The organism is Salegentibacter sp. UBA1130 (assembly GCF_002311535.1).
In the GTDB taxonomy this organism is placed as follows: Bacteria; Bacteroidota; Bacteroidia; order Flavobacteriales; family Flavobacteriaceae; genus Salegentibacter; species Salegentibacter agarivorans.
This window is the reverse complement of the sequence record NZ_DCAP01000022.1, coordinates 150527-173668: the sequence shown is the minus strand read 5'-3', so window position 1 is coordinate 173668 and position 23142 is coordinate 150527. Positions and strand designations below refer to the sequence as shown.

The window sequence follows — 23142 nt, the reverse complement described above, 5'->3', positions numbered from 1 at the left end:
CTTTTTAGACGGCCTCTTTTTTATGGTAGATTAAAAATTTGTTTTGGCATCTTAGGTCTTTCTCAATGTTTATTTTTATTTCAGGGTTTCGTACTTTTACGATATAATCAATAATTAGAATGATGACTAATGAAGAAATTCTGGAGCTTTCCAAAAAGGTGTGTAAAAATACGCTTATGGAAACCCTGGAAATTGAATTTACTGAAGTTGGAGAAGATTATTTAATTGCAAAAATGCCGGTTACCCCAAAAGTGCATCAACCCGATGGCGTGCTGCACGGTGGTGCCAGCGTAGCTTTGGCTGAAAGTGTTGGCAGTATGGCCAGTTATGTTTTTTTAGATACTGAGGAGTTTTTTATTCGCGGTATTGAAATTTCTGCAAATCATTTAAAAAGTATTGCTGAAGGTTTTGTGTTTGCCAGGGCTTCTTTTATTCATAAAGGCCGAACAACGCAGTTGTGCGAAATAAAAATTACCGACGAAGCCAATAACCTGATTTCTATCGTAAAACTTACTACCATAGCATTGCCAAAAAAGAAATAGAAAATGAACAACGAAGAGTTTTTTATAAAATTGGAAGAACAAATTCAAAGCGGAAATCCTTTTGTAGCCTATAGAAACCCCGGATCTAAAAACGAATTGACCAAAGCTTTGCTTCAGGATTCAGCTGAAACATATAAAACCGACGATTTTACCGAAAATGGATTTGTTTTTGCTCCCTTTGAAAATACTAAAAACGCAATTTTAATCCCTTCAGAAAATGCCGAAATAATTACTACAGAATATTCGGCTGAAAGCTCTGAAGAAGTAGAAAAGGAAAATCAGGAATTTCCCCCTGCTTATACCAATTCCAAAGCCAGAATTAAACACGAAGAATTGGTTGAAAACGGAATTGAAGCCATAAAAAAAGGAGAATTGAAAAAGGTGGTTTTGTCACGTAAGGAAGACGTGCAAACCCAACTTAAAGCGATAGAGATTTTTAAGAATTTGCTTAAAAAATATAAAACTGCTTTTGTGTATTTCTGGTTTCATCCTCAAACCGGGATTTGGTTAGGTGCCACGCCAGAAACTCTTTTAAACGTAGAACGTGAAAAATTCAAAACTATGGCTCTGGCCGGAACCCAGGCCTTTGAAGGAACTTCATCTGTAAACTGGGAAGAAAAGGAAATTGAGGAACAACAAATTGTTACCGATTCGATTTTGGAAAATCTGGAAAATAAAGTTTCCGGGAGTATTCATAAATCTGAGCCCTATACTTCCAAAGCTGGGAATTTGCTGCATTTACAGACCGATATTACAGGAATGTTAGATCCTGAAAAATCCAGTCTTAAAAGCTTGATTTTTGCTTTACACCCAACTCCGGCTGTATGCGGACTTCCGAAGAAAAAAGCCCAACAATTTATTTTAGAGCATGAAGCTTATAATCGCGAATTTTATTCAGGTTTTTTGGGAGAATTGAATATGAAAAAGGAGGTAAAGCGAAATAACAATCGTAGAAATCAGGAAAATCAAGCTTATGGAAGCATCCTGAAACAAACTTCCCTTTTTGTGAATTTACGTTGTATGAAATTGGAAGCCGGAAAAGCCAGGTTATTTATTGGTGGTGGGATTACCAAAGATTCCAGTCCTGCAGATGAATGGCAGGAAACCGTAAATAAATCGCATACCATAAAATCTGTACTTGTTAAATAAGGTCAAAACCTGCTCCCAAAATGTTTTTGAAATTGTAATTTTGGGTGAAATTAAATTGCCTGTCGTCATTCTGAACTTGTTTCAGAATCTAGGTTTTTAATTAGCTTAGAACCTGAAACAAGTTCAGGTTGACCTTATATCAAAATTATAGACTTCAAAGGTTTTTAAAACCTGTGAAGTTTGGGATTCAACTCTACAAAATAAACTTTGTGAAATACTCCAAAATACCAGTTGCCAGATCTATTGTAGCCCTTTGTGTGGCTAAAAATATAAATCACGTGGTGATTTCTCCAGGTTCAAGAAATGCGCCTCTAACCATAGGTTTTACGCACCATTCCGACATTAGACCTTACAGCATCGTAGATGAACGCTGTGCGGCTTTTTATGCGTTAGGAATGGCGCAGCAATTACAAAAACCGGTGGCGCTGGTTTGTACCTCTGGCTCTGCATTGTTAAATTATTATCCGGCGATTGCCGAAGCTTTTTATAGTGACATCCCTTTGGTGATTATTTCTGCAGATAGGCCTATTGAACGTATAGATATTGGCGACGGACAAACAATTAGGCAGAAAAATGTATTTGAAAACCATATTTTATATTCGGCTAATTTACATTCAGAATTAGTTTTAGATTCTGAAGCAACCGATAAAAAGCTTCAGCAAAAACAATTTGAATCGCAGAAACATAATGAGCGGGAAGTCAATTTGGCGCTAAATAAAGCGATAGAAGAGAAGGGGCCGGTTCATATAAATGTTCCTTTTTATGAGCCTTTGTACGATTTGGTAGAAAATGTTGAGGTAAATCCTATCCAGATTTTGCCAGAAATTAAAGAACGAACCTATACCGAAAGTCAATTAGGCGGTTATGCCGAACTTTGGAACAAAGCAAAGCGAAAAATGGTGATCGTTGGCGTTGCACAGCCCAATATTGTTGAACAGCAATATTTGGAAAAACTGGCCAAAGACGATTCGGTTATTGTATTGACGGAAACTACCTCCAATTTAAATCATCCCGAATTTTTTACTAGAATTGATACTCTTATTGGTCCTATTGAGAAAGATGAAAACAGGGAAGAATTATTTAAAACGCTTCAGCCGGAAATTTTACTCACTTTTGGCGGAATGATTGTTTCCAAAAAGATCAAAGCATTTTTAAGAAATTACCAGCCCCAGCAACACTGGCATATTGATCCTAAAAAAGCATACAACACTTTTTTCTGTTTAAACAAACATTTTGAAACCACTGTAAATTCATTTTTCACACATTTCTTTCCCCTTACTGAAAAATCCGAAAGTGATTATGGAAAATTCTGGAAAGAGGTAAAAAGCAGGAGACAGGTTCGGCACCAGGAGTATATGAACGAGATTGTGTATTCAGATCTAAAAGCGATGCAGAAAATTATTCCCAGCGTACCAGAGAATTATATTGTACACCTGGGGAATAGTTCAACCATTCGCTATGCACAATTGTTTAAATGGAAAGAAAGCTTGCGTATTTTTTGTAATCGCGGTACTAGCGGGATAGACGGGAGTATTTCTACTGCAGTTGGCGCGGCATGTTTAAAAAGGGAGCCCACGCTAATGATTGTAGGTGATTTAAGTTTTTTCTATGATAGCAATGCACTTTGGAATAATTATATTCCTAAGAATTTCAGGATAATAATTTTAAATAATAACGGTGGTGGTATTTTCAGGATCCTACCTGGAAATAAGCACACCGAGAATTTTGAGACTTATTTTGAAACCACACATCAGCTTCAGGCAAAATCCTTAAGTGAAATGTATGGATTTGAATACTGTTCTGCTAAAACTTCCGAAGAAATAAATGAGCAATTGAAAGGTTTTTTTAGCGATTCGAGTCAACCTAAAATCTTGGAAATTTTTACCCCAAGAAAGATTAACGATGAAGTGCTGCTGGAATACTTCAGTTTTATGAAATCTTAAGAATTTAAATTCGTAAAAAAACACTCATTTAAGTAACTTGGTGGGAAATAATCAAAAAATTCTTAATTATGAGTACAAAAACCGATGAAAAAGTAGGTAAATACATTCAGGATGTAAAAGACAAAACTGGCGAAGAACCCGATGTTGATTTGCTTAGAAAAGTAACCGAATCCTGCGGCCCCAGTATTTTTAGAAGCGACGCGGAAACCGTTTCCAGTTCTTCAGAATCTGAAATGGAAACCGTAAAACGCAACTTCCTAATTAAAAAATTAGGACTTAAAGATGACGAAAAACTGGATGTAGGTTTAAATGCCGTAATGGAAAAATATGGTAAATCTAATAGAAATAAATATCGCGCGGTAGTCTATTATTTACTTACAAAATACTTTAAAAAAGAAAGTGTTTTTAAATAAAATGATGGGTTTAAATATTTTAAAAATCCGTTTTTCGAGGGTGAAAGACGGATTTTCCTGTTTTATAGAAAAGGCGTAAAATATAAAGTATATTTGCACTTCAAAATATAGATTATGCTTAGAATTGGCGAAAATCACACGCTTAATATTGTTAGAGAAACCGAACCCGGACTTTTCTTAACAGATACTGAAGGAAATGAAGTTTTGCTTCCAAATAAATATATCCCCGAAACTTTTGAAATAGGGGATGAAATTGAGGTTTTTATTTACCTGGATCACGAAGAAAGACCGGTTGCAACCACTTTAGAACCCCTGGTAAAACTAGATGAATTTGCATTTCTAAAATGTGTAGAGGTAACCGAATTTGGAGCTTTTCTAGATTGGGGATTGGAGAAACATCTATTTGTTCCGTTTAAAGAGCAGGCTTACCCAATGAAAAAAGGTGGCCGCTATCTTATTTTTTGCTATTTAGACGAAGAAACAGATCGTTTGGTTGCTTCAAGCAAGGTTCATGCTTTTTTAGATAATTCTGAACTTACCATAGAGCCTTTTGAAGAGGTAGATCTTATAATTAGTAATAAAAGTGATTTAGGCTATAATGTAATTATCAATCAGTTGCATTTAGGTTTGATCTATCACGACGATGTTTTTCAGGAAATAAACGTGGGTGATGAAATGCGCGGATTTATCACTAAAACCCGTCCCGATGGGAAAATTGATGTGAGTTTACAAAGGCCCGGTTACCGGAGTATTGAACCAAATGCCGAGCTTATTCTCGATAAATTAAAGAAAACCGAAGGTTATTTGAACCTTACCGATAAATCTTCTCCTGAAGCTATTCACAGTCAGTTAGGCATTAGCAAAAAGAGTTTCAAGCGTGCTGCCGGAAATCTTTATAAGCAAAGAAAAATTGATATTAAAGACGACGGAATTTATCTGAAAGAAGATTAGTAAAAGTAGCGTCCCCGGGGCGAATAATATTGGGAACCGTAATACATTCTTCGCTGGGTTTGCCTGTGAAGTGCATTTTGATAAATTCGCTGGTTCTGATAATAAGGATTAGAGTTTAAAGCATCATTATATACCTCGTCATTATCCCTAAGCCTGTAATTGTTTGAAATTTCGAAAGCTTTCTTCTTTTGATTTGTTGTAGGTAACGGCGAACCGATATCTACAGTGCGTTTTTTCATATTACGTTGGCTTTCAAGAATCCCAACCATATCTACGCTAGCGCGTTTTCCATCATCTACATTTATAAATTCGCCGCTTGGAAGATCAAAATCTCCTTTAAAGAATTGCTGTCCAAAACTAAGGTCGCTCCAGGAAGGCTCTATACTGTAATTGCTAATTTCAAAATCGGCAACATCCCAGTATTCCTGGGCAGAAACCGAAGTTATGCAGAATAAAAACAGACTTAGAAATAGAAAGCGAAATTTCATTTTTAGGGCTTTTGTCTTTAATATAGCAAAAACAATGCAAATCTATTTGCAACGCAAATATATTAAGATAAATTGAAAAGCTTATTTTTGAATAAAATAAAGACCTATGAGTGAAATCAACTGGAAAACTGTAAAAGAATACGAAGATATAACTTATAAAAAATCGGGTGGCGTGGCGCGAATAGCCTTTAACCGACCTGATGTTCGCAATGCTTTCAGGCCAAAAACAACCTCAGAACTTTTAGATGCCTTTCATAATGCACACGAAGATACTGAAATTGGCTGCGTTTTACTTTCGGCCGAAGGTCCTTCTACTAAAGATGGAAAATGGGCGTTTTGTAGCGGTGGAGATCAAAAAGCACGTGGGCACCAGGGTTACGTAGGTGAAGACGGTTATCATAGATTGAATATTTTGGAAGTTCAACGTCTAATACGGTTTATGCCAAAGGCTGTAATTTGTGTAGTTCCTGGCTGGGCAGTAGGAGGTGGGCATAGTTTGCACGTAGTTTGCGATTTAACTCTTGCCAGCAAAGAACACGCTATTTTTAAACAAACCGATGCCGATGTAACGAGTTTTGATGCCGGTTATGGTTCAGCTTATTTGGCAAAAATGGTAGGGCAGAAGAAGGCACGGGAAATCTTTTTCCTCGGAAGAAATTATTCGGCACAGGAAGCTTACGAAATGGGGATGGTGAATGCGGTTATTCCGCACGATGAGTTGGAAGATACTGCTTACGAATGGGCGCAGGAAATTATGGCAAAATCACCAACTTCCATTAAAATGTTGAAATTCGCCATGAATATGACCGATGACGGAATGGTGGGCCAGCAGGTTTTTGCAGGAGAAGTTACCAGACTTGCCTATATGACAGATGAAGCTAAAGAAGGTCGTGATGCTTTTCTGGAAAAAAGAAAACCAAATTTTGACAAAAAATGGATCCCGTAGCCAAGGACTTTAGTAACGAACAAATAGATTTAGCTTCCCTGCCCCAATATGAGCAGGTAGCTTTTTCTTCAGTTTCGTCTAAATATCTTATAAAAATGAATATTCAGACGGGCATTTTTATGCTCGTTCTGACTATTGCACTGGGAGTGTTTTGGTTTTTTCAGCTAAATTATGCTCAGTCGGGGATTATTTTTGGCTTTGTATTAGTCGCTTTTATATTTAGATTTTGGAATAATTATAAATTGCTTCAGAGTTTGGGATATGCGATTAGGGAAAAAGACATTATTTATAAAAGAGGGTTTGTTTTTAGTAAAATCACCGTAATTCCATTTAACCGAGTGCAGCACGCATCGATTTCACGAGGAATTTGGGATAAGCTTTTAGGAATTTCCAGCCTTAATATTTTTACTGCAGGTGGAGGCGCAAGCGATATTTCTATTCCCGGTTTAGAACCCGAAATGGCTGTGCAATTAAAAGAAGCTATTGCGGTTAAGATTTCTAATGATGAATCCTGAAGCCTACAGCAATCCCCAGCGCCAATCTATAGCCGGTATTCTTCTTATTTTTATTTCCAGCATTTATAAATTATTTAGATCTTTCTGGGCGGTGGTCGCGTATTTGTTGGTTAGTGGCCCCAGTAGAACGACTTTAATTTATATTGGTCTTGCATTGCTTTTAATTGGGTTCTTAGCCCTTATCTATAGCTACCTGTACTATCGCAAATTTATTTTTTATATAGATTATAAGCGGGAGGAATTTGTATTAGAAAAAGGGATTTTTTCTACCGAAAATACTGCGATTCCTTTTGATAAAATTCAGCAGGTTTATTTTAAACGTTCTATTCTTCAACGAATAATCAAGGTTTACAGCCTGGTAATAGAAACTGCCGGGAGTAATCTTAAAGAAGTTGAAATAAAAGCTGTTTCTGAAGAGGATGCCAATAAAATTTCAAAAATCTTATTAAAAGCGAAAGCTGAAAAAACCGAGGAGACTTCATTAGAAGAAGAATCTGAAAAAACAGAGGAAAATAAAGAGGTTTTTTGGACTCATAAAGTAGGATTTCTCACGCTCCTTAAAATTGGGATTAGTACTAATTATTTACGCGGGCTTTCGTTAGTGTTTGCCTTTGTAATGACTATTTATAATAGGGTAAATACCTATTTTAAAGATCAGGTAGAAGATGTAGAGGTTTATTTTGATCAGTTTTCCGGGGTTTTACAATCTATCGGTTTTTTAGCGATCCTTTTTGTGTTGCTTTTACTTTTAAGTATTAGTATTACGATTATTGAAGTTTTTATCAAATATTATGGTTTGACTATTCAGCAGAATAGGGATAAAATGGAGGTGGAGATGGGGTTGAAAACCAATACCAAGGTTTCCCTGCAACCGAGACGGCTTCAGTTAATGCGAATTAAAACAAACCCGGTCCAGGAGCGTTTAAATCTTTATGAGGCCCAAATTTCTTTATCAAGTAGTGAAAATGAACTACAGAAGAATAAAATAAAGATTCCGGGTCTTGGAAAAGAAATTGTAGAAAAAATAAAATATTTTTTATATCCAGAATCTTCTAAATCTAGTTTCAGCACAACCTTTAGACCAGATAAATTATTATTATTCAGAAAAATTTCCCTGGCAATGTTACCGGTAGTTCTTTTTCTTGCCTTCTGGTATTTTTTAGACTTTATAAACCTAAAATTAGGTGCTGTTTTAGCAATAGCGGGAGTATATACTATCGCAGCTTTAACTTTACAAATACTCGCTTTTAGAGCCCGTAAACTTATAATCACCGAAGAATTTCTACAGAAGAAAACCGGCTTTTGGAACAAAACCGAAGAAACCCTGGAATTATTTAAGATTCAATCTATAAGTGTAAAGCAGCCTATTTGGTACCGCAGAAAGAACCTGGTAAATGTAGTTTTTCATACCGCAGGTGGTGATCTTAAGTTTTATGCGGTGAATATTGGTATAATTCAATACGTAAATTATGTATTATATAAGGCAGAGGTTAGTTCGAAACACTGGATGTGAGAAGGTAAAAAGTGATAAAAATCCTTTTTTTTATAAAACTTTACGCAACCTTTAGCACATTTTTGCATCTTTTATGAAGACATTCAATAAATACTGTATGAAAATCTCAAATTTTTTCCTTTTTTTCCTAGTGCTTTTTTCTTGTTCTGAGAATGAAAATAATAATAGTGCAATTACTGGTGAGAGCGGGGTTAGTTATAATGAAAGTAAGAAGGTGTGGAGTGAGCTCAAGAATATTAACGGAAATTCTTATAGTTATACAATTAGTTTTATTTCCTGGAGCGGATTTGGTAACCGAACAATCATATCGGTAAAAGATGGTATTATTAGTAAAAGGGAATATCTTTATTATGAACAGACATATAGCGACGAGGGTGAAATGGTAGAAGTGGAAATTAAATCTTATACAGAAACCGGTGAGGAAATTGGTAGTAATTCTGAAGGTTTTGATCCTTTGCTCATAGATGAATTATATCAAACCTGTCTATCTGATTATTTAAATATTAATAAAGCAGATAATGAGATTTATTTTAATACAGATGAAGCCGGAATAATCTCCAATTGTGGTTTTGTTGAAACAGGCTGTGTAGATGATTGTTTTAGGGGCTTTAGAATCAGTGAATTTAATTGGCTGTAAATTTCCAGAACCCCTACTAACTGAAATATCAGAAAATCAAAAATCCCCAATCTAATTTTAGACTGGGGATTCTCATTTAAACAATTAACAAGATTTATCGTATCGCCGGATATTCCTCGGGGTTTACTTCATTAAAAATCGAATAAACCTTTTCAAAAATATCTTCTGCTGAAGGTTTACTAAAATAATCACCATCAGTCCCGTAAGCCGGGCGGTGTTCCTTAGCGGTTAGGGTTTGCGGTTTACTGTCCAGGTATCTCCAGGCGTTTTGTTCATTTAAAACCTTATCTAAAATAAATGCTGAAGCTCCTCCCGGAACATCCTCGTCTATAACTAGAAGTCGGTTGGTTTTTTCTACACTTTTTACAATGTCGTGATCTAAATCAAAAGGTAGTAGAGACTGTGCATCTATTACTTCTGCATTAATTCCATATTCGCTTAATTCTTCAGCAGTTTGGCAAACTATTCTTAAAGTAGAACCATAAGAAATTAAAGTGATATCACTACCTTCTCTTACCGTTTCAACCTTACCAATTGGTGTTCTAAGATCGGGTAAGTTACTCGGTTTTTTCTCTTTTAAACGGTAACCGTTTAAACATTCTACTAATAATGCAGGGGTATCCTGTTCCAGTAAAGTATTATAAAAACCTGCAGCCTTAGTCATATTTCTCGGTACTAAAACATACATACCGCGTACCAGGTTTAAAATTCCACCCATTTGTGAACCACTGTGCCAAATTCCTTCTAAACGGTGACCACGAGTTCTTATAATTAGTGGAGCTTTTTGTTTTCCTTTAGTACGGTATTGTAAGGTTGCCAAATCATCACTCATTCCCTGTAAGGCGTACATCACGTAGTCCAGGTATTGAATTTCGGCAATTGGTCTAAGACCTCTCATTGCCATTCCTATGCCCTGGCCAAGAATAGTGGCTTCGCGAATACCAACATCGGCTACCCGTAGTTTTCCATATTTTTTTTGAAGACCTTCCAGTCCCTGGTTTACATCGCCAATTTCACCCGCATCTTCACCAAAAATTAATGTTTCAGGAATATTACCAAAAATCTGGTCGAAGTTATCTCTTAAAATAATTCTTCCATCAACTTCAGCTGAATCCTCATCATATTCCGGTAAAACTTCAGAAAGAACTCCTTTATTTTCGATATATAAATGACTGTTATAATCATTCGCCATATCTTTCTCAAAATCTGTGAACCAATCCAGTAATTGGGATTTTTCTTCTGAATTTTCTTTTCTAACAGCTCTTAAAGTTTTTCTTGCAACAACTGCAAGAACTTTTTTAAGCGGTTCTTTATTTGAGTTAAGATCTTTTGCCAGTTTAACTACACTCTCTTTTTCTTCGGTATTCTTTGCCAGTTTAGATAGTACCGCGAGTAACTCTTTTTGCTTTTCTTTTGTAGGCTGTAAATAGTTGTTCCAGGCTTTTTTCTTGCCTTCTCTTACTTTGCGCTTAATTTCTTTCTCAATATTTTGCAGCTCTTCATCTGTGCTAATATTGTTTTCAAGAATCCATTCTCTAAACTTTACATTACAGTCGTATTCACGTTCCCAGGAAAGGCGTTGTTCATTTTTGTAACGCTCGTGAGAACCAGAGGTAGAATGCCCTTGCGGCTGTGTAAGTTCTACCACGTGAATAAGTACCGGGCAATGTTCTTTTCTGGCTATTTTTTCGGCTTTTTCGTAGGCTTCAATTAGCGCTACATAATCCCAGCCATTCACTACGATTATTTCGTAGCCTTTTTCATCTTCATTTCTTTGGAAACCTTTTACGATTTCAGATATGTTTTCTTTTGTAGTTTGATGTTTCGCGTGTACCGAAATTCCATATTCGTCGTCCCATACGCTTAAAACCATAGGCACCTGCATAACGCCGGCAGCGTTTAGGGTTTCCCAAAAATGACCTTCACTGGTACTGGCGTTTCCAATAGTACCCCAGGCAATTTCATTTCCATTTTCTGAAAATTTTTCAGATGGAATACCTGCTACGTTTCTATATATTTTAGAAGCCTGTGCGAGTCCCAAAAGTCTTGGCATTTGACCGGCGGTAGGAGAAATATCTGCACTGGAGTTTTTTTGTTCCATCAGGTTTTTCCAGCTACCGTCTTCATTAAGGCTGTGAGTGGTAAAGTGTCCTCCCATTTGTCTTCCGCCAGACATTGGTTCATTCTCCAGGTTAGAATCGGCATACAAACCGGAAAAGAATTGTTCTATGCTAAATTGATTAATGGCCATCATAAAAGTTTGATCACGATAGTAACCAGACCTAAAATCACCATTTTTAAAAGCCTTTGCCATTGCAAGCTGTGGCACTTCTTTTCCATCGCCAAAGATCCCGAATTTAGCCTTTCCGGTAAGCACTTCACGTCTTCCCAGGAGGCTGCATTCCCGGCTGGTAACGGCAATGTTGTAATCTGCCAGCACCTCGGCCTTGAAATCTTCAAATGAAATTGAATCTTTAGTTTTTGTTTCGCTTTGCATGAACGTAATTTATGAATAATAACAAATGTAACGAAAACTTAGATTGTACACAATTCATTAAAATCAAAATATTTTAAGAAAAGTATATTTTAAAGGATTTTTATTGTATTTACTCAAATGAAATATCAGTTTTAATAGTAAATACTGATTAATATGTAATTGAATTGAAGAATGCTAAGAATTACCTAAGCATTTAAATATTTGTTAATACCAGCGACGGGTAAATAACCTAATTAATGTATTTATATCTAAGGAAACAATAAATCTTATTTTCTGATCGTAATTTTCCTGGGCTACTTCCCAGCCTAAATTGGAATAAACAGGAAAGAAAACTTCAAAATAATCGTCTACTAAACTTAAGCGTACCCCAGAGTCGTATAAAAACCGCGCATTTTGGTGCTGATTTTTAACCAAACCTACATCGCCATATATAAAAAACCATTTGTATAGGTTAGTACTGGCATTTAAAGTAGTTAGCCATTGGTTGGCATATTCAGGCTGTAATTGAGATTTGAACCCGCCTTCTGCCACTATAATTTGCTGACTGAATAGACCGGAGCCCTGGCTTCTTCCGTAGTAATTATAATCAAAAAGATAATCTGTAGGGCGATCTAAGGCAAAACTAAAATAATCGGTTTCCATATTATCGCTATACAAAAATGTACCGGTAAATAAGCGAAGATTTATTTGCCGATTATTTCTAAATAGTTTTCGATATTCCAGGCTCATAGAAATTTTACTGAATTTTTCAGCCAGTTGAAAATCAAAAGAAGCACTGTAGTAATCTACTAAATGAGGCTTACTGTACCTGTAATTAATATTAAAAACATTGTAATTGGGTTCGTCTAAAGTTTTATCAGGATCGCTATCCCGCCTTACATTTACATTTCTAATTAGCAGATTTTGACGCTCATTATCCCGTAAATATTTATCTCTAAAAGAAAAACTTAAAAATGGAGTATATTTTTCATAGAAGAGATCGTAGCCATATGAATAGCGCGTGCCTCCAATACCGTAAGAAATTTTGTAGAGTTCCTTATTTTCAAACTGGTGGGTATTGCTAAAAGAGGCCGATCCAACTATGGTTTCACTATTAAAACCATATTTAGGTGAAATATTAAAATTGAAGGTTTTAGAAAGTACTGTTTTATTATACAATTTGGGCCCAATAGAAATACCATCGTAGAGGTTATAATTAAATTCTGGCATAAAAAACAACTGGTTATACCGGGGGTCTTCTATATCCTGAAGTAATCTAAACTGAAGCGGTTTATTAAAGAGTTTAGTCACCGCTTTATAATTATCCCGTTGATTGAATTCCGGAATATTTTGTTCGTAATTTAATGCGAGCCTGTCTACACCCTGCCTTGGGATTTCAACTGTTTTGGTTTTATCTATATTATCTACCCATTTTTTAAAGATTACTTCTCCATCTTTTAAACCATATAAAGAAATAGGAAAATTGGTATTTCTTTTATTTTTAATGGTTACCCGCAGCGAATCTTTTGTTTTATTTAGTCTTTGAATGGTAAAATCTATTTTTTTATTGGAGTCTACATAATCCTGGAAAAACCACGAAATATCTTTTGTTGCATGGCTTTTTAAGCTCTCCTCAAAATCTTTTGCAGTACTGGGACGCATATTATTTTCCTGGTAGAAATCTTTAACAGCTTCTTTTATTTTATCATTTTCCAGGTAATCTTCAAGATATTTTAAGCCCACTCCTGCTTTATAGGCATTAGCAATATTTTTATTGAATTTAACCAGGGAATCCTGCGCGGTTCTAAGCGGTTGGTCTAAATTCATTCTTGCCATATTCATATAAAGAAACTGGTACTGGTCGTTAAATTCCAAGTCTGCTGCGTGAAACCATCGTATACCAATAATATTACTTAGGTTTCCTAAAAGTTTCATATTAGGATAATACTCATTTACATAATCTATCATTAAAGAAACCAGGATGGCATCATGAACCCATTGTTCTTTCCGCGGATTAATGTGCACCGAATTTTTTAGCAAATAATTAGTAATGGTTTTAAACTGCTTAATATCGTATTGAAAACCATCTGGAAAAGGACGAATAAAGCCAGGTAATTGGTTTAAACCATAAATAGGACTTATTAAATAATCGTCCCGTGTTACAAAAATGTTTTGATGAGGATATTCCCCAAGTCTTTTGTTATAGTATTTTAAAATACGATCTAATAAAATTCTTTTTATTTCAGGCTGAAGTTCATCATCATCTACATTTGTAAATATTTCGTGATCTTCGGTTCTAATAGACTCAAAAATGAAAGAGTTGGTTAGGTATAATTTAGTGTCTAATTGATCTTTCCCTGAAAGTTTTACGGTTTTTGAGCCATTACTCGTACTAACACCTTCAAAATCCAGCGCCGAGCCTACATAGTATTTAGGTGGAGTGGTAAGGGTAATTTCAACATCATGCATTGCATTATATTGATCGCCTAAATCTTTATGGCTGTAAACTTCCCAATTTCCGTTTTTGTAAACGCCAGGAGTAATATACCAATACCGGAGTTTATAATTATTATTTGAATCTACCCCGTAACGAGTAAATTTATCTATAGGAATCTTTACCTGGTAATCTAAATTAATGGTGATACTATTACCGGGTAGTAAAGGTTTATAAAGTTTAACTCTAATAAGGTCCTGGGCCAGGTATGGGCGTTCCCAAATTAAGGCTTCATCTTCGGTATTGCTGAGTTTATTAATATAGGTAGTACCTCGCTCTTCATTTTTAGCAAACCTGAAGCGTCTCGCAAATTCTTCGGCAAAACGTTTTGCAAGGGGAGTGTCTTTTGCACTAAAGGCATTTGCCCAATCGTTAAGATAAATTTGGGTAAGAGTATCGTTACTGGAGTTAGTATACACCAATTCCTGCTCTATGGTAAAAGTATGTGTACTATCGTTTAAGTGAGCTTGTAATGAGATGGAGTTTTGTGCAAAACCCCATCCAATTCCCACAAAAAAAAATAAATAAAACAGATAAAATCTCAATGGGAATATATTTAACGTAACACAGAATTCGAGCTAAATATAATCAAAGTTTTTTTCCCTTCTTAAGATTTGATTAAAAGTTAGGGCTAAGATTATATTCCCCGTAGAATTCGTTTAGAATTTCAATAACTTCATCTTCGGTATCTACAACCTGAACAAGATCCATATCTGGAGCGCTAATGTTTTGAAAGGTATCTAAAAGTGTTTTTTGAACCCAGTCTACAAGACCTCCCCAAAAATCCCTTCCTACTAAAATAATAGGGAATTTATCTATTTTATGGGTTTGAATAAGGGTGATGGCTTCAAAAAGTTCGTCTAAAGTTCCAAAACCGCCCGGCATAACTACAAATCCCTGTGAATATTTTACAAACATTACTTTTCTAACAAAAAAGTAATCAAAATCCAGGCTTTTATCATTATCAATATATGGGTTGTCGTGTTGCTCGAAAGGTAAATCTATATTTAATCCTACAGAAGTTCCGCCTCCAAGATGAGCACCTTTATTACCGGCTTCCATAATTCCCGGGCCACCACCTGTAATTACGCCGTAGCCGTTTTCAACGATTTTTTTTGATATTTTTTCAGCTAGTTTATAATACTTTTGATCTGGTTTGGTTCTGGCTGAACCAAAAATTGAAACACAGGGACCAATTTGACTTAGCTTTTCGTAGCCATTTACAAATTCGCCCATTATTTTAAATATGGCCCATGAATCGTTTGTTTTAATTTCGTTCCAGGCTTTATTTTTAAGATTTTTATTCATATTATAATTAATATAGTTAGTGTAATTCTTTTTTAAGGAAACCGGCAGTATAACTCTTTTTTGATTTGGCCACTTCTTCTGGGGTGCCTTTAGCGATAACTTTTCCGCCATTTTTTCCGCCTTCGGGACCAATATCAATTATATAATCGGCCATTTTTATTACATCCATATTATGTTCTATAATAAGTACGGTGTTTCCTTTATTTGTTAATTCGTTTAAAACATCCATTAATACCCGAATATCTTCGAAGTGCAAACCGGTGGTTGGCTCGTCTAAAATATAAAAAGTATTTCCCGTATCACGTTTTGAAAGTTCTGTAGCAAGTTTAATTCGCTGGGCCTCCCCTCCAGATAGCGTGGTACTTTGTTGGCCAAGCGTGATATACCCTAAACCAACATCTTTTATGGTTTTTAATTTTCTATATATTTTGGGAATTGGTTCGAAGAAAGTGGTTGCATCATTGATGGTCATTTCTAAAACATCAGCAATCGACTTTCCCTTGTACCTAATTTCCAGAGTTTCTCGATTGAAGCGTTTTCCCTGGCAGGTTTCACATTCTACGTAAACGTCCGGAAGGAAATTCATTTCAATAACACGTAATCCACCACCTCTACAAGTTTCGCATCTGCCGCCTTTTACGTTAAAGCTAAATCTTCCGGGTTTATAACCACGAATTAGCGACTCGGGGGTTTTTGCAAAAAGACTCCTAATTTCTGAAAATACGCCAGTATACGTAGCTGGGTTAGATCTTGGAGTTCTACCAATTGGTGTCTGGTTAATATCAATTACTTTATCGGCATTATCAAGACCTTTAATGCTTTTATATGGTTTTGGTTCTTTTACGCCATTAAAATAATGGGCATTCATAATAGGATAAAGCGTCTCGTTGATAAGCGTAGATTTTCCACTTCCCGAAACTCCCGTAACCGCAATCATTTGCCCTAAAGGAATTTTAATAGAAACATTTTTAAGGTTGTTTCCGGTTGCTCCTTTTAGTTCTATATGCTTTCCATTTCCCTTTCTTCTTTCTTTAGGAACTGAAATTTCTTTGGTTCCGTTTAGATAGGAAGCAGTAAGCGTATCGTGTTTTAATAATTCTGAAGGCGGGCCTTCACTTATAATTTCACCACCGTGTTTTCCGGCTCTGGGCCCAATATCAATCACATAATCGGCGCGTTCTATCATATCTTTATCGTGTTCTACCACAATCACAGAATTGCCAATATCCCTTAGAGAAATAAGTGAATTAATAAGTTTTTCGTTATCACGCTGATGTAAACCAATACTAGGTTCATCTAAAATATAAAGAACACCTACTAATTGGGAACCAATTTGTGTAGCCAGTCTAATTCTTTGTGCTTCTCCGCCAGAAAGCGATTTAGAACCGCGGTTAAGGGAAAGATAGGTAAGCCCAACGTCTACCAGAAAACCAATTCTCGTTCTAATTTCTTTAATAACTTCAGCAGCAATTTTGTTTTGTTTTTCGCTTAGCTTTTTCTCTAACCCAACAAACCATTTAGCCAAATCTTCAATATCCATTAAAGAAAGTTCGGCTATATTTTTATCGTTAATTCTAAAATAAAGCGATTCTTTTTTGAGTCGGCTGCCTTCACAAACGGGACATTCAACTTTATCCATATATTCTTTGGCCCAGCGTCTTAAAGAAGTAGAATCGTTATTATTAAAAGTAGTTTCAATAAAAGTTGCTACGCCTTCAAAATTAATCTTAAACTCCCGGTTTACACCAAGGCTTTTAGATTCTTTGGTAAAAGTCTCTTTGCCCCCGTAAAGTATAAACTTCATTGCGGCATCTGGTATTTTAGAAACAGGATCTGTAAGTTTAAAGTCCCAGCGCTCAGCAATTAATTCCAGCTGAGAAAAAACCCAGTTCTTTTTTTGCGGACCGTGAGGAGCCAGTGCTCCATTTTTGATCGACTTAGAATTATCTGGAATAATTTTATCAATATTCACCTGGTATAAAGTGCCAATCCCGTTACAGCTTGGGCAGGCACCTTTAGGCGAATTAAAGGAAAAAGTATTGGGCTCAGGATTAGGATAAGAAATTCCCGTTGTGGGGCACATTAAATTCCTGCTAAAATACCGAACATTTTCAGTTTCCTGGTCTAAAATAATTAGCGTATCACTACCATGATACATCGCGGTTTTTATACTTTCGTCCAGGCGCTTTTGTGCATCGGTCTTATCATCAATTTTTAAGCGATCTATTACAATCTCTATATCGTGGGTTTTGTACCGGTCCAGTTTCATTCCTTTTACCAGGTCCCTAACTTCACCATTTACCCTTGCTTTAAGAAATCCCTGCTTGGCTATTTGCTCAAATAATTCACGGTAATGCCCTTTTCTGGATTTCACCACGGGAGCCAAAACACTTACTTTTTTCCCTTTAAAATCTTTTAAAATAAGATCTTTTATTTGGCTATCGGTATAGCTAACCATTTTCTCCCCGGTCTTATAACTATAAGCTTCACCGGCACGCGCGTAGAGTAAGCGTAGGAAATCGTAAATCTCTGTAATAGTCCCAACCGTACTTCGCGGATTTTTACTGGTGGTTTTTTGTTCTATAGCAATAACAGGGGAGAGACCTTCAATTTTATCTACATCGGGACGCTCCAGACCACCCAAAAATTGGCGGGCATAAGCAGAGAAGGTTTCAATATACCGCCGCTGGCCTTCGGCATAAATCGTATCAAAAGCCAGGGAAGACTTCCCGGATCCCGAAAGACCGGTAATCACAACCAGTTTCTCTCTGGGAATATTAACATCTATATTTTTAAGATTATGGACGCGAGCCCCTAATACCTCTATAAATTCTTCGGTTTTAGCCATATTTTTTATCAAGGGGGCAAAGGTACTTAAAGTGTTGCTAACTAAAAAGAAAGGAAGTTTCTGGGAGTGTTAATTATGGTTTAAAGTTTTTTAAAGAGGAATTAGCAATAAAATTTTAGCGTGGTTAAGGTGGTGAAAAAACAAATTTTTAGAAACATAAAATTTATCGGCTATAATGCTCCTTTTATCCTTTGTTTATTCTGTTGATTGTCAGTATAATATTACTTTATTTTTTTGCATAAAATAAGGTTAATCCCCTATATTTGAGATACCAAATCTTCATGAAATTTTTTTTCATCCCCCCAGAAAAGTATTAAACCTACAAGTAGGTAGTTTTTAGCCCCATCAGTTTTGCCCCGTTATTTTTAACCCCCCCCACGTAAGATTTAAAACATCCAGACCCTTCTATTGTTATGTTTTAAATCTATCAATTTAATTTTTTGTGGACCTACTCCACAGTTTTTACTAACTGGCTAAATAGCCGCAAAATTGATGTATTATGATAACAGAAAAAAAGCAGTTGTTGCTTATTACCAACAAACAAAGTATGGTAGACTGTGTTCAGGAGGGTGTTAGTATGCAATTTGAAGTAGCTCACGCAAACTCTTTGCATACTGGCTTTAACATGGCACTTAATTTATTACCCGATATAATCTTATTAGATTATTCTTCCTTTAGATCGGGTAGGAATTTTAAGAATATCGCCAATTTTAAATCAAATCATTTTCTTACTAAAGCCTGGCTGGTTGTTTATGCCGAAGAACGATATAGGGCCGAAGCTGAAAGTAGATTTAGAAAAGTAGTAGATGAGTTTATATACTCTCCTACTATAGAGGCACTTTGCGGGAAGATTGTAAAACTGGTATATAGCAACCGTTCACTTTCCAATTATTGGAAAGACGCTTTTATGGGAATGTTTAATATTATTTCCCAACCGGTAGTGCTACTGGATCAAAATGAAATTGTAGCGATGAACGATGCTTTTAAGCAAAGTTTTGATGTGAAAGAGAAAAAGGGTTTAAAACTTACCGATTTCGTGAAATGCGAAAATGTACAAAAGGTTAAAGATAGTTTAAGAAATTTTGCCCGCGGTAAACATATAAAGGCAGCCACTAAGACTGCCTTACTATTAAGGAATGATAAGGTGAGAAATGCCCGTATTAATTTTTCTAAGTTAAACAGGAATTTTGGGCATCAATTTGTCATGTTTATTGATCTTATGGAAGAAAGCGAAGTGATTAATGACCGAATAGGCACTGCTTCTGAAGAAGTAGAAAATTGCTTCAAACAAAATAGCCAGCTCACCGATTTTAAATTCACTAATAGAGAGAAGGAAATTATTGAATTACTTATTAAAGGCTATAAAACCAAAGATATATCTGAAGCGTTGTTTATCTCCCCAAAAACAATAGAAAAACATCGTTCTAATATTATAAAGAGAACCAACTCTGATACTATCCTGGAGAGCATAATATATGCGATAAATCATAAGCTTATAGATTATCAAAAAGTCTAAAAATTAGACTTTTCGGTAAAATAGGGGAGAAAACCCCTATAGCATGATAGGAAAGAATTAGACTACATTTATCATATGAATTACTAGTCACCCCACTTCACTAGTATTTACCTCAGCCTATTTTTTTTGAGCCCCCCAACAAGTAGTATTGATATATCAAGATGCTCTTTACAGAGTCATATTTATATATATTGTTTTAACCATTCTAAATATTTATTAACCAAAACTTTAGTGTTATGAAAAACCTAAAAAATTACCTTTCAAGCGTCGTTATTATCGCGATGTTATTTGCATCTTGTAGTAAAGATGAACCCACAAACAATGTGGGAACCGATGGAGAAATGGCGAGCATTTCCCTGGGAGCAGTTTTAAACGACCTGGATAGACAGGGATTACTAAAACAGTCTATTCCTGAATGTTCCGATGATGCTCCCATGTATGTAAGAGTTATTCTAACCCATGATTTGGGCGAAGAAGACGTAGTTGTTCCTGTAAATTTTGATGGAACTACTTATTTTACAGATTATGATGAAGATCTGGCAATTCCAATCCCTGCCGGAGAAACTACTACTTCTGTTAGTGTAACAGATTTCTGGGTGTACTCCGAAGAACCGGGTGAAAGTACATTGCCAATTTGGGTTACTCCAAAAGAAGATAGTGAGTATGAAAACTTTGTAAACGATCCGCTTCCAATTAATTTTGAACTTAGAGCCGGCTCAAAGAAATATGTTGATGTAGAAGTTTTATGTTTCGATGATAGAGAAGTAAACTTATACGGATATCAATTCTTTGACCTTGTACCAATTCCGCTAATTAAATTCTGTTTATTTGGAAACTTCTGTCCTTCAGAAGATGGTAGACACTACGTAGCCGGTTATACAGTTAATGTATGGATGGGCTCAGAAGCAGTTGGAGATCCAATTTACACTGAATCTAATACTGTAGATGAAGATGATACTACTGGTGACTATTATTCAGATCCATTATGTTTCTGGTTACCTGATACCGCTGAAACTGATACTTACTATTTTGAAATTACATTAGATAATACCGATGAGTATAGTTCAGACGATGCAGGAGAAGTAATTCTTGCTGGTCCTATCACTGATGAAGAAATTAGAATGTTTTATAGTGAAGACGACGATTCAACAATGGATTATTACCACTTTAATTATGGATGTGGTGGCGATAACCCTCCACCATTTGATGACCCAAGAACAGAAGCTAAACGTTACAAAGCCTGTTTAAAGAATTTAGGTGATTCAAATGCTGTAGGATTTGCATACCTGAAGTTACAGGGGAATCAATTAACTGCTACTACAGCAGCTACTGAACTTATTCCAGGAGATGTACCACAACATATCCATGAAAATGCAAGTTGTGATGCTTTTGGTTCGCCAATTTGGGATCTTGATTATACAGGAGATGTATGGCCTGTAGCTGACGGAGCTGGAAACTTATTCTACACCAGGACTTTTACTTTAACTCCTGCTCAGGTAGCAGCTGCTAATCTAGCTAATAGAACAGCCGTGTTACATGAGTCTGATATGACACCACTAGCTTGTGGAGAATTTGAAGAGTACTAAAACTCTTATAAGGTGTCCCAGTTTTTGGGACACCTTTTTAATTCCTTTTAAAACATAGAAACAATGAAGAATTTAAAATTAATGCTGGCCATTTTCGTGGCTACGGGGATGTTATTTTCGTCCTGTAGTAAAGAAGAGACCAATGAGCCCTCTGTAAACGAGGAAATGGGTAGTATCTCTATAGGTGCTATTTTGAATGATCTTGTGAATGATAATCGTCAGGCTATTTCAGATGAAATCCCGGAATGTTCTGATGATACACCAATGTATGCCTGGATAGTACTTACCCACGAATTGGGAACTGAAGATGTAGTTGTACCTATTCTCTTTGATGGTGATACTTATTTTACTGATTACGAAGAAGATCTGGAAATTCCAATTCCGGCTAACGAAACTACAACCGCAGTAAGTCTTACCACTTTTATGGTGTATGCTGAAGAACCAGGAGAAGGTGTTTCACCTATATGGGTAGCACCAACTGACGAAGGTGAATATAAGAACTTTGTGAATGATGCTTTACCTATCAATTTTGATTTAAGAGCAGGATCTAAAAAATATTTGGATGTTGAAGTCTTATGTTTTGACGATAGAGATGTAAATCTATATGGATACCAATTCTTTGATCTTATTCCAATAGAGTTATACGAGTTCTGTGTATTTGCTAACTACTGTACCGATAATGGTAAACATTATACTGCAAATTATAATGTTGATATAGATTATATAAGAGAAGGAGAGGATGATATTAACTTATATACCAATAGATCTCCTGAGACCGGAAATACCGAAGATGATAATTCGGGTGACTGGTATGCTGAACCACTATGTTTAGCAATTCCGGCTCCTATGTATGACGAGTTAGACACTGAGGCATACTTAAGAGTAACCGTTACTTTGGCCAGTTGGGCTGATAATTACGGAACACCTGGTGCTGAAGAGCCTGAAATTATCTATTTAAGCTGGAACGATGTACAATCATATTTTGGTGATAATGACACTATAGATTATGAACATATTTTCTTTAACTGTGGAGATGACCCTATACTTGATTGTCCAATAACTGAAGAGGATACCGATGGTGACTGTGTACCTAATGAAGACGATTTATGCGAAGGCTACGATGATGATGAAGACATGGATGAAGACGGTATTCCAGATGGGTGTGATCAATGTCCAGAAGAAGCCGGTGATCCATTAGACGGTGGTTGCCCTATAGATGATTGTGCTGGAGATGCTGATAGTGATGGATTAAATGATTGTGAAGATGAATGTCCTTACCAGGCAGGTCCAGAGTCTAATAATGGATGTCCTGAAGAAGGTGGGGATACCTGCGAAACCGCTTATATGGAAGGAGATACTGCTCTTAATACCTTAGCAAATGCTAATCGATGGGGTTGGGCAGAACACTACCAAACAGGTATAGATGGAAGTAGTAATACTTTCGATATTTGGGCAGGTGCTGCACAGAATAATACTTCTAAAGGCGAACATATAGCTACAGCTGAGATTTCTGTAAATGGTGAGGATATTACTTTGGAAATCACACCGGAACCCGGAGTAAGCTTAAGTGAGCTTCATATTAATTTAAGTGAAGTTGCACCATCAGGAAATGATGTTTTTGCACCCGGACAGTATAATCTTAATGATGAAGTTGATGCAAATACTCTTATCTATACCTGGACAAGAGACTATAGTAATGACTTCTATATTATTGTTCATGCCGTAGCTTGCTATTAAAATGAAAAGCTAACTACCAGGAGGGTATGAAACCTTCCGGTAGTTTATTAACCATTCTAAATATTTAATCCAAAAACTTT

Annotated in this window: 17 protein-coding genes; 12 read left to right on the top strand and 5 right to left on the bottom strand. The window is 36.0% G+C overall.

From position 1 onward, the window contains the following. Window positions 1–122 precede the first annotated feature (122 nt). From B4F31_RS09125 to B4F31_RS09105, 5 genes are all read left to right on the top strand, one after another. Window positions 123–542 (top strand): PaaI family thioesterase, encoded by a 420-nt coding sequence (locus B4F31_RS09125; RefSeq protein ID WP_075326462.1) that lies wholly within the window; start codon window positions 123–125, stop codon window positions 540–542. Window positions 543–545: 3 nt separating this feature from the next. After that, window positions 546–1691: a chorismate-binding protein gene (locus B4F31_RS09120; protein ID WP_286761159.1), complete on the top strand. Its 1146-nt coding sequence runs from the start codon at window positions 546–548 to the stop codon at window positions 1689–1691. Between the two features lie 209 nt (window positions 1692–1900). Next, a complete protein-coding gene (menD, locus tag B4F31_RS09115; RefSeq protein ID WP_093302463.1) occupies window positions 1901–3634 on the top strand; it encodes a 2-succinyl-5-enolpyruvyl-6-hydroxy-3-cyclohexene-1-carboxylic-acid synthase in 1734 nt (577 codons plus the stop codon). A 68-nt stretch (window positions 3635–3702) separates the two neighbouring features. After that, complete coding sequence (locus B4F31_RS09110; RefSeq protein WP_093302217.1) at window positions 3703–4047, top strand: DUF2853 family protein; 345 nt, start codon at window positions 3703–3705, stop codon at window positions 4045–4047. A 114-nt stretch (window positions 4048–4161) separates the two neighbouring features. Beyond that, window positions 4162–4998, top strand: coding sequence for a CvfB family protein (locus B4F31_RS09105; RefSeq protein ID WP_286761158.1), 837 nt, complete (start codon window positions 4162–4164; stop codon window positions 4996–4998). Here the strand turns inward: B4F31_RS09105 and B4F31_RS09100 are convergent. Next, window positions 4995–5486, bottom strand: a complete 492-nt coding sequence (locus tag B4F31_RS09100; RefSeq protein WP_093302222.1) for a hypothetical protein — start codon at window positions 5484–5486, stop codon at window positions 4995–4997. The genes B4F31_RS09105 and B4F31_RS09100 overlap by 4 nt on opposite strands. A gap of 106 nt (window positions 5487–5592) precedes the next feature. Between B4F31_RS09100 and B4F31_RS09095 the strand changes: the two genes are divergently transcribed. The 4 genes from B4F31_RS09095 to B4F31_RS09080 all read left to right on the top strand — a co-directional run bounded on the left by B4F31_RS09095 (window position 5593) and on the right by B4F31_RS09080 (window position 9097). Further along, window positions 5593–6432 carry a 1,4-dihydroxy-2-naphthoyl-CoA synthase gene (locus B4F31_RS09095; protein WP_093302224.1) on the top strand — a complete coding sequence of 280 codons (840 nt, stop codon included), beginning with the start codon at window positions 5593–5595 and terminating at the stop codon, window positions 6430–6432. Continuing rightward, the gene (locus B4F31_RS09090) at window positions 6420–6947 is read left to right on the top strand and encodes a PH domain-containing protein (protein ID WP_075326473.1); all 528 of its coding nucleotides are present in this window, start codon (window positions 6420–6422) and stop codon (window positions 6945–6947) included. Before B4F31_RS09095 ends, B4F31_RS09090 begins: the two co-directional genes overlap by 13 nt. After that, window positions 6934–8460, top strand: a complete 1527-nt coding sequence (locus B4F31_RS09085) for a PH domain-containing protein (protein ID WP_286761157.1) — start codon at window positions 6934–6936, stop codon at window positions 8458–8460. The genes B4F31_RS09090 and B4F31_RS09085 overlap by 14 nt, the downstream gene beginning before the upstream one ends. Before the next feature lie 97 nt (window positions 8461–8557). Next, on the top strand, window positions 8558–9097 hold the full coding sequence (locus B4F31_RS09080) for a hypothetical protein (RefSeq protein ID WP_075326477.1): 540 nt from the start codon (window positions 8558–8560) through the stop codon (window positions 9095–9097). Window positions 9098–9191: 94 nt separating this feature from the next. On the opposite strand, the gene B4F31_RS09075 is transcribed toward B4F31_RS09080, so the two are convergent. The 4 genes from B4F31_RS09075 to uvrA form a co-directional block, all read right to left on the bottom strand. After that, window positions 9192–11594, bottom strand: coding sequence for an alpha-ketoacid dehydrogenase subunit alpha/beta (locus B4F31_RS09075; RefSeq protein WP_286761156.1), 2403 nt, complete (start codon window positions 11592–11594; stop codon window positions 9192–9194). Window positions 11595–11798: 204 nt separating this feature from the next. Further along, complete coding sequence (locus B4F31_RS09070; RefSeq protein WP_286761155.1) at window positions 11799–14612, bottom strand: metalloprotease; 2814 nt, start codon at window positions 14610–14612, stop codon at window positions 11799–11801. A 73-nt stretch (window positions 14613–14685) separates the two neighbouring features. Further along, a complete protein-coding gene (locus B4F31_RS09065) occupies window positions 14686–15375 on the bottom strand; it encodes a TIGR00730 family Rossman fold protein (RefSeq protein ID WP_075326482.1) in 690 nt (229 codons plus the stop codon). A gap of 16 nt (window positions 15376–15391) precedes the next feature. Beyond that, entirely contained in the window at window positions 15392–18223 is a 2832-nt protein-coding gene (gene uvrA / locus B4F31_RS09060) for an excinuclease ABC subunit UvrA (protein WP_075326483.1), read from the bottom strand. Between the two features lie 499 nt (window positions 18224–18722). Here uvrA and B4F31_RS09055 point away from each other — a divergent pair, with 499 nt between their 5' ends. The 3 genes from B4F31_RS09055 (at window position 18723) to B4F31_RS09045 (ending at window position 23062) form a co-directional block, all read left to right on the top strand. Then, complete coding sequence (locus B4F31_RS09055; RefSeq protein WP_075326485.1) at window positions 18723–19739, top strand: helix-turn-helix transcriptional regulator; 1017 nt, start codon at window positions 18723–18725, stop codon at window positions 19737–19739. 236 nt (window positions 19740–19975) lie between these two features. Next, window positions 19976–21325, top strand: a complete 1350-nt coding sequence (locus B4F31_RS09050) for a hypothetical protein (RefSeq protein WP_143083607.1) — start codon at window positions 19976–19978, stop codon at window positions 21323–21325. Window positions 21326–21388: 63 nt separating this feature from the next. After that, window positions 21389–23062: a hypothetical protein gene (locus B4F31_RS09045; protein WP_286761154.1), complete on the top strand. Its 1674-nt coding sequence runs from the start codon at window positions 21389–21391 to the stop codon at window positions 23060–23062. Window positions 23063–23142: the final 80 nt, after the last annotated feature.

Bases quoted from the DNA above. Each gene is read 5' to 3' on its own strand.
- B4F31_RS09125 (WP_075326462.1), top strand. From the start codon at position 123: ATGACTAATGAAGAAATTCTGGAGCTTTCCAAAAAGGTGTGTAAAAAT.
- B4F31_RS09045 (WP_286761154.1), top strand. From the start codon at position 21,389: ATGAAGAATTTAAAATTAATGCTGGCCATTTTCGTGGCTACGGGGATG.
- B4F31_RS09050 (WP_143083607.1), top strand. From the start codon at position 19,976: ATGAAAAACCTAAAAAATTACCTTTCAAGCGTCGTTATTATCGCGATG.
- B4F31_RS09090 (WP_075326473.1), top strand. From the start codon at position 6,420: ATGGATCCCGTAGCCAAGGACTTTAGTAACGAACAAATAGATTTAGCT.
- B4F31_RS09120 (WP_286761159.1), top strand. From the start codon at position 546: ATGAACAACGAAGAGTTTTTTATAAAATTGGAAGAACAAATTCAAAGC.
- B4F31_RS09080 (WP_075326477.1), top strand. From the start codon at position 8,558: ATGAAAATCTCAAATTTTTTCCTTTTTTTCCTAGTGCTTTTTTCTTGT.
- B4F31_RS09105 (WP_286761158.1), top strand. From the start codon at position 4,162: ATGCTTAGAATTGGCGAAAATCACACGCTTAATATTGTTAGAGAAACC.
- B4F31_RS09055 (WP_075326485.1), top strand. From the start codon at position 18,723: ATGATAACAGAAAAAAAGCAGTTGTTGCTTATTACCAACAAACAAAGT.
- B4F31_RS09100 (WP_093302222.1), bottom strand. From the start codon at position 5,486: ATGAAATTTCGCTTTCTATTTCTAAGTCTGTTTTTATTCTGCATAACT.
- B4F31_RS09065 (WP_075326482.1), bottom strand. From the start codon at position 15,375: ATGAATAAAAATCTTAAAAATAAAGCCTGGAACGAAATTAAAACAAAC.
- B4F31_RS09085 (WP_286761157.1), top strand. From the start codon at position 6,934: ATGATGAATCCTGAAGCCTACAGCAATCCCCAGCGCCAATCTATAGCC.
- uvrA (WP_075326483.1), bottom strand. From the start codon at position 18,223: ATGGCTAAAACCGAAGAATTTATAGAGGTATTAGGGGCTCGCGTCCAT.
- B4F31_RS09075 (WP_286761156.1), bottom strand. From the start codon at position 11,594: ATGCAAAGCGAAACAAAAACTAAAGATTCAATTTCATTTGAAGATTTC.
- B4F31_RS09095 (WP_093302224.1), top strand. From the start codon at position 5,593: ATGAGTGAAATCAACTGGAAAACTGTAAAAGAATACGAAGATATAACT.
- B4F31_RS09110 (WP_093302217.1), top strand. From the start codon at position 3,703: ATGAGTACAAAAACCGATGAAAAAGTAGGTAAATACATTCAGGATGTA.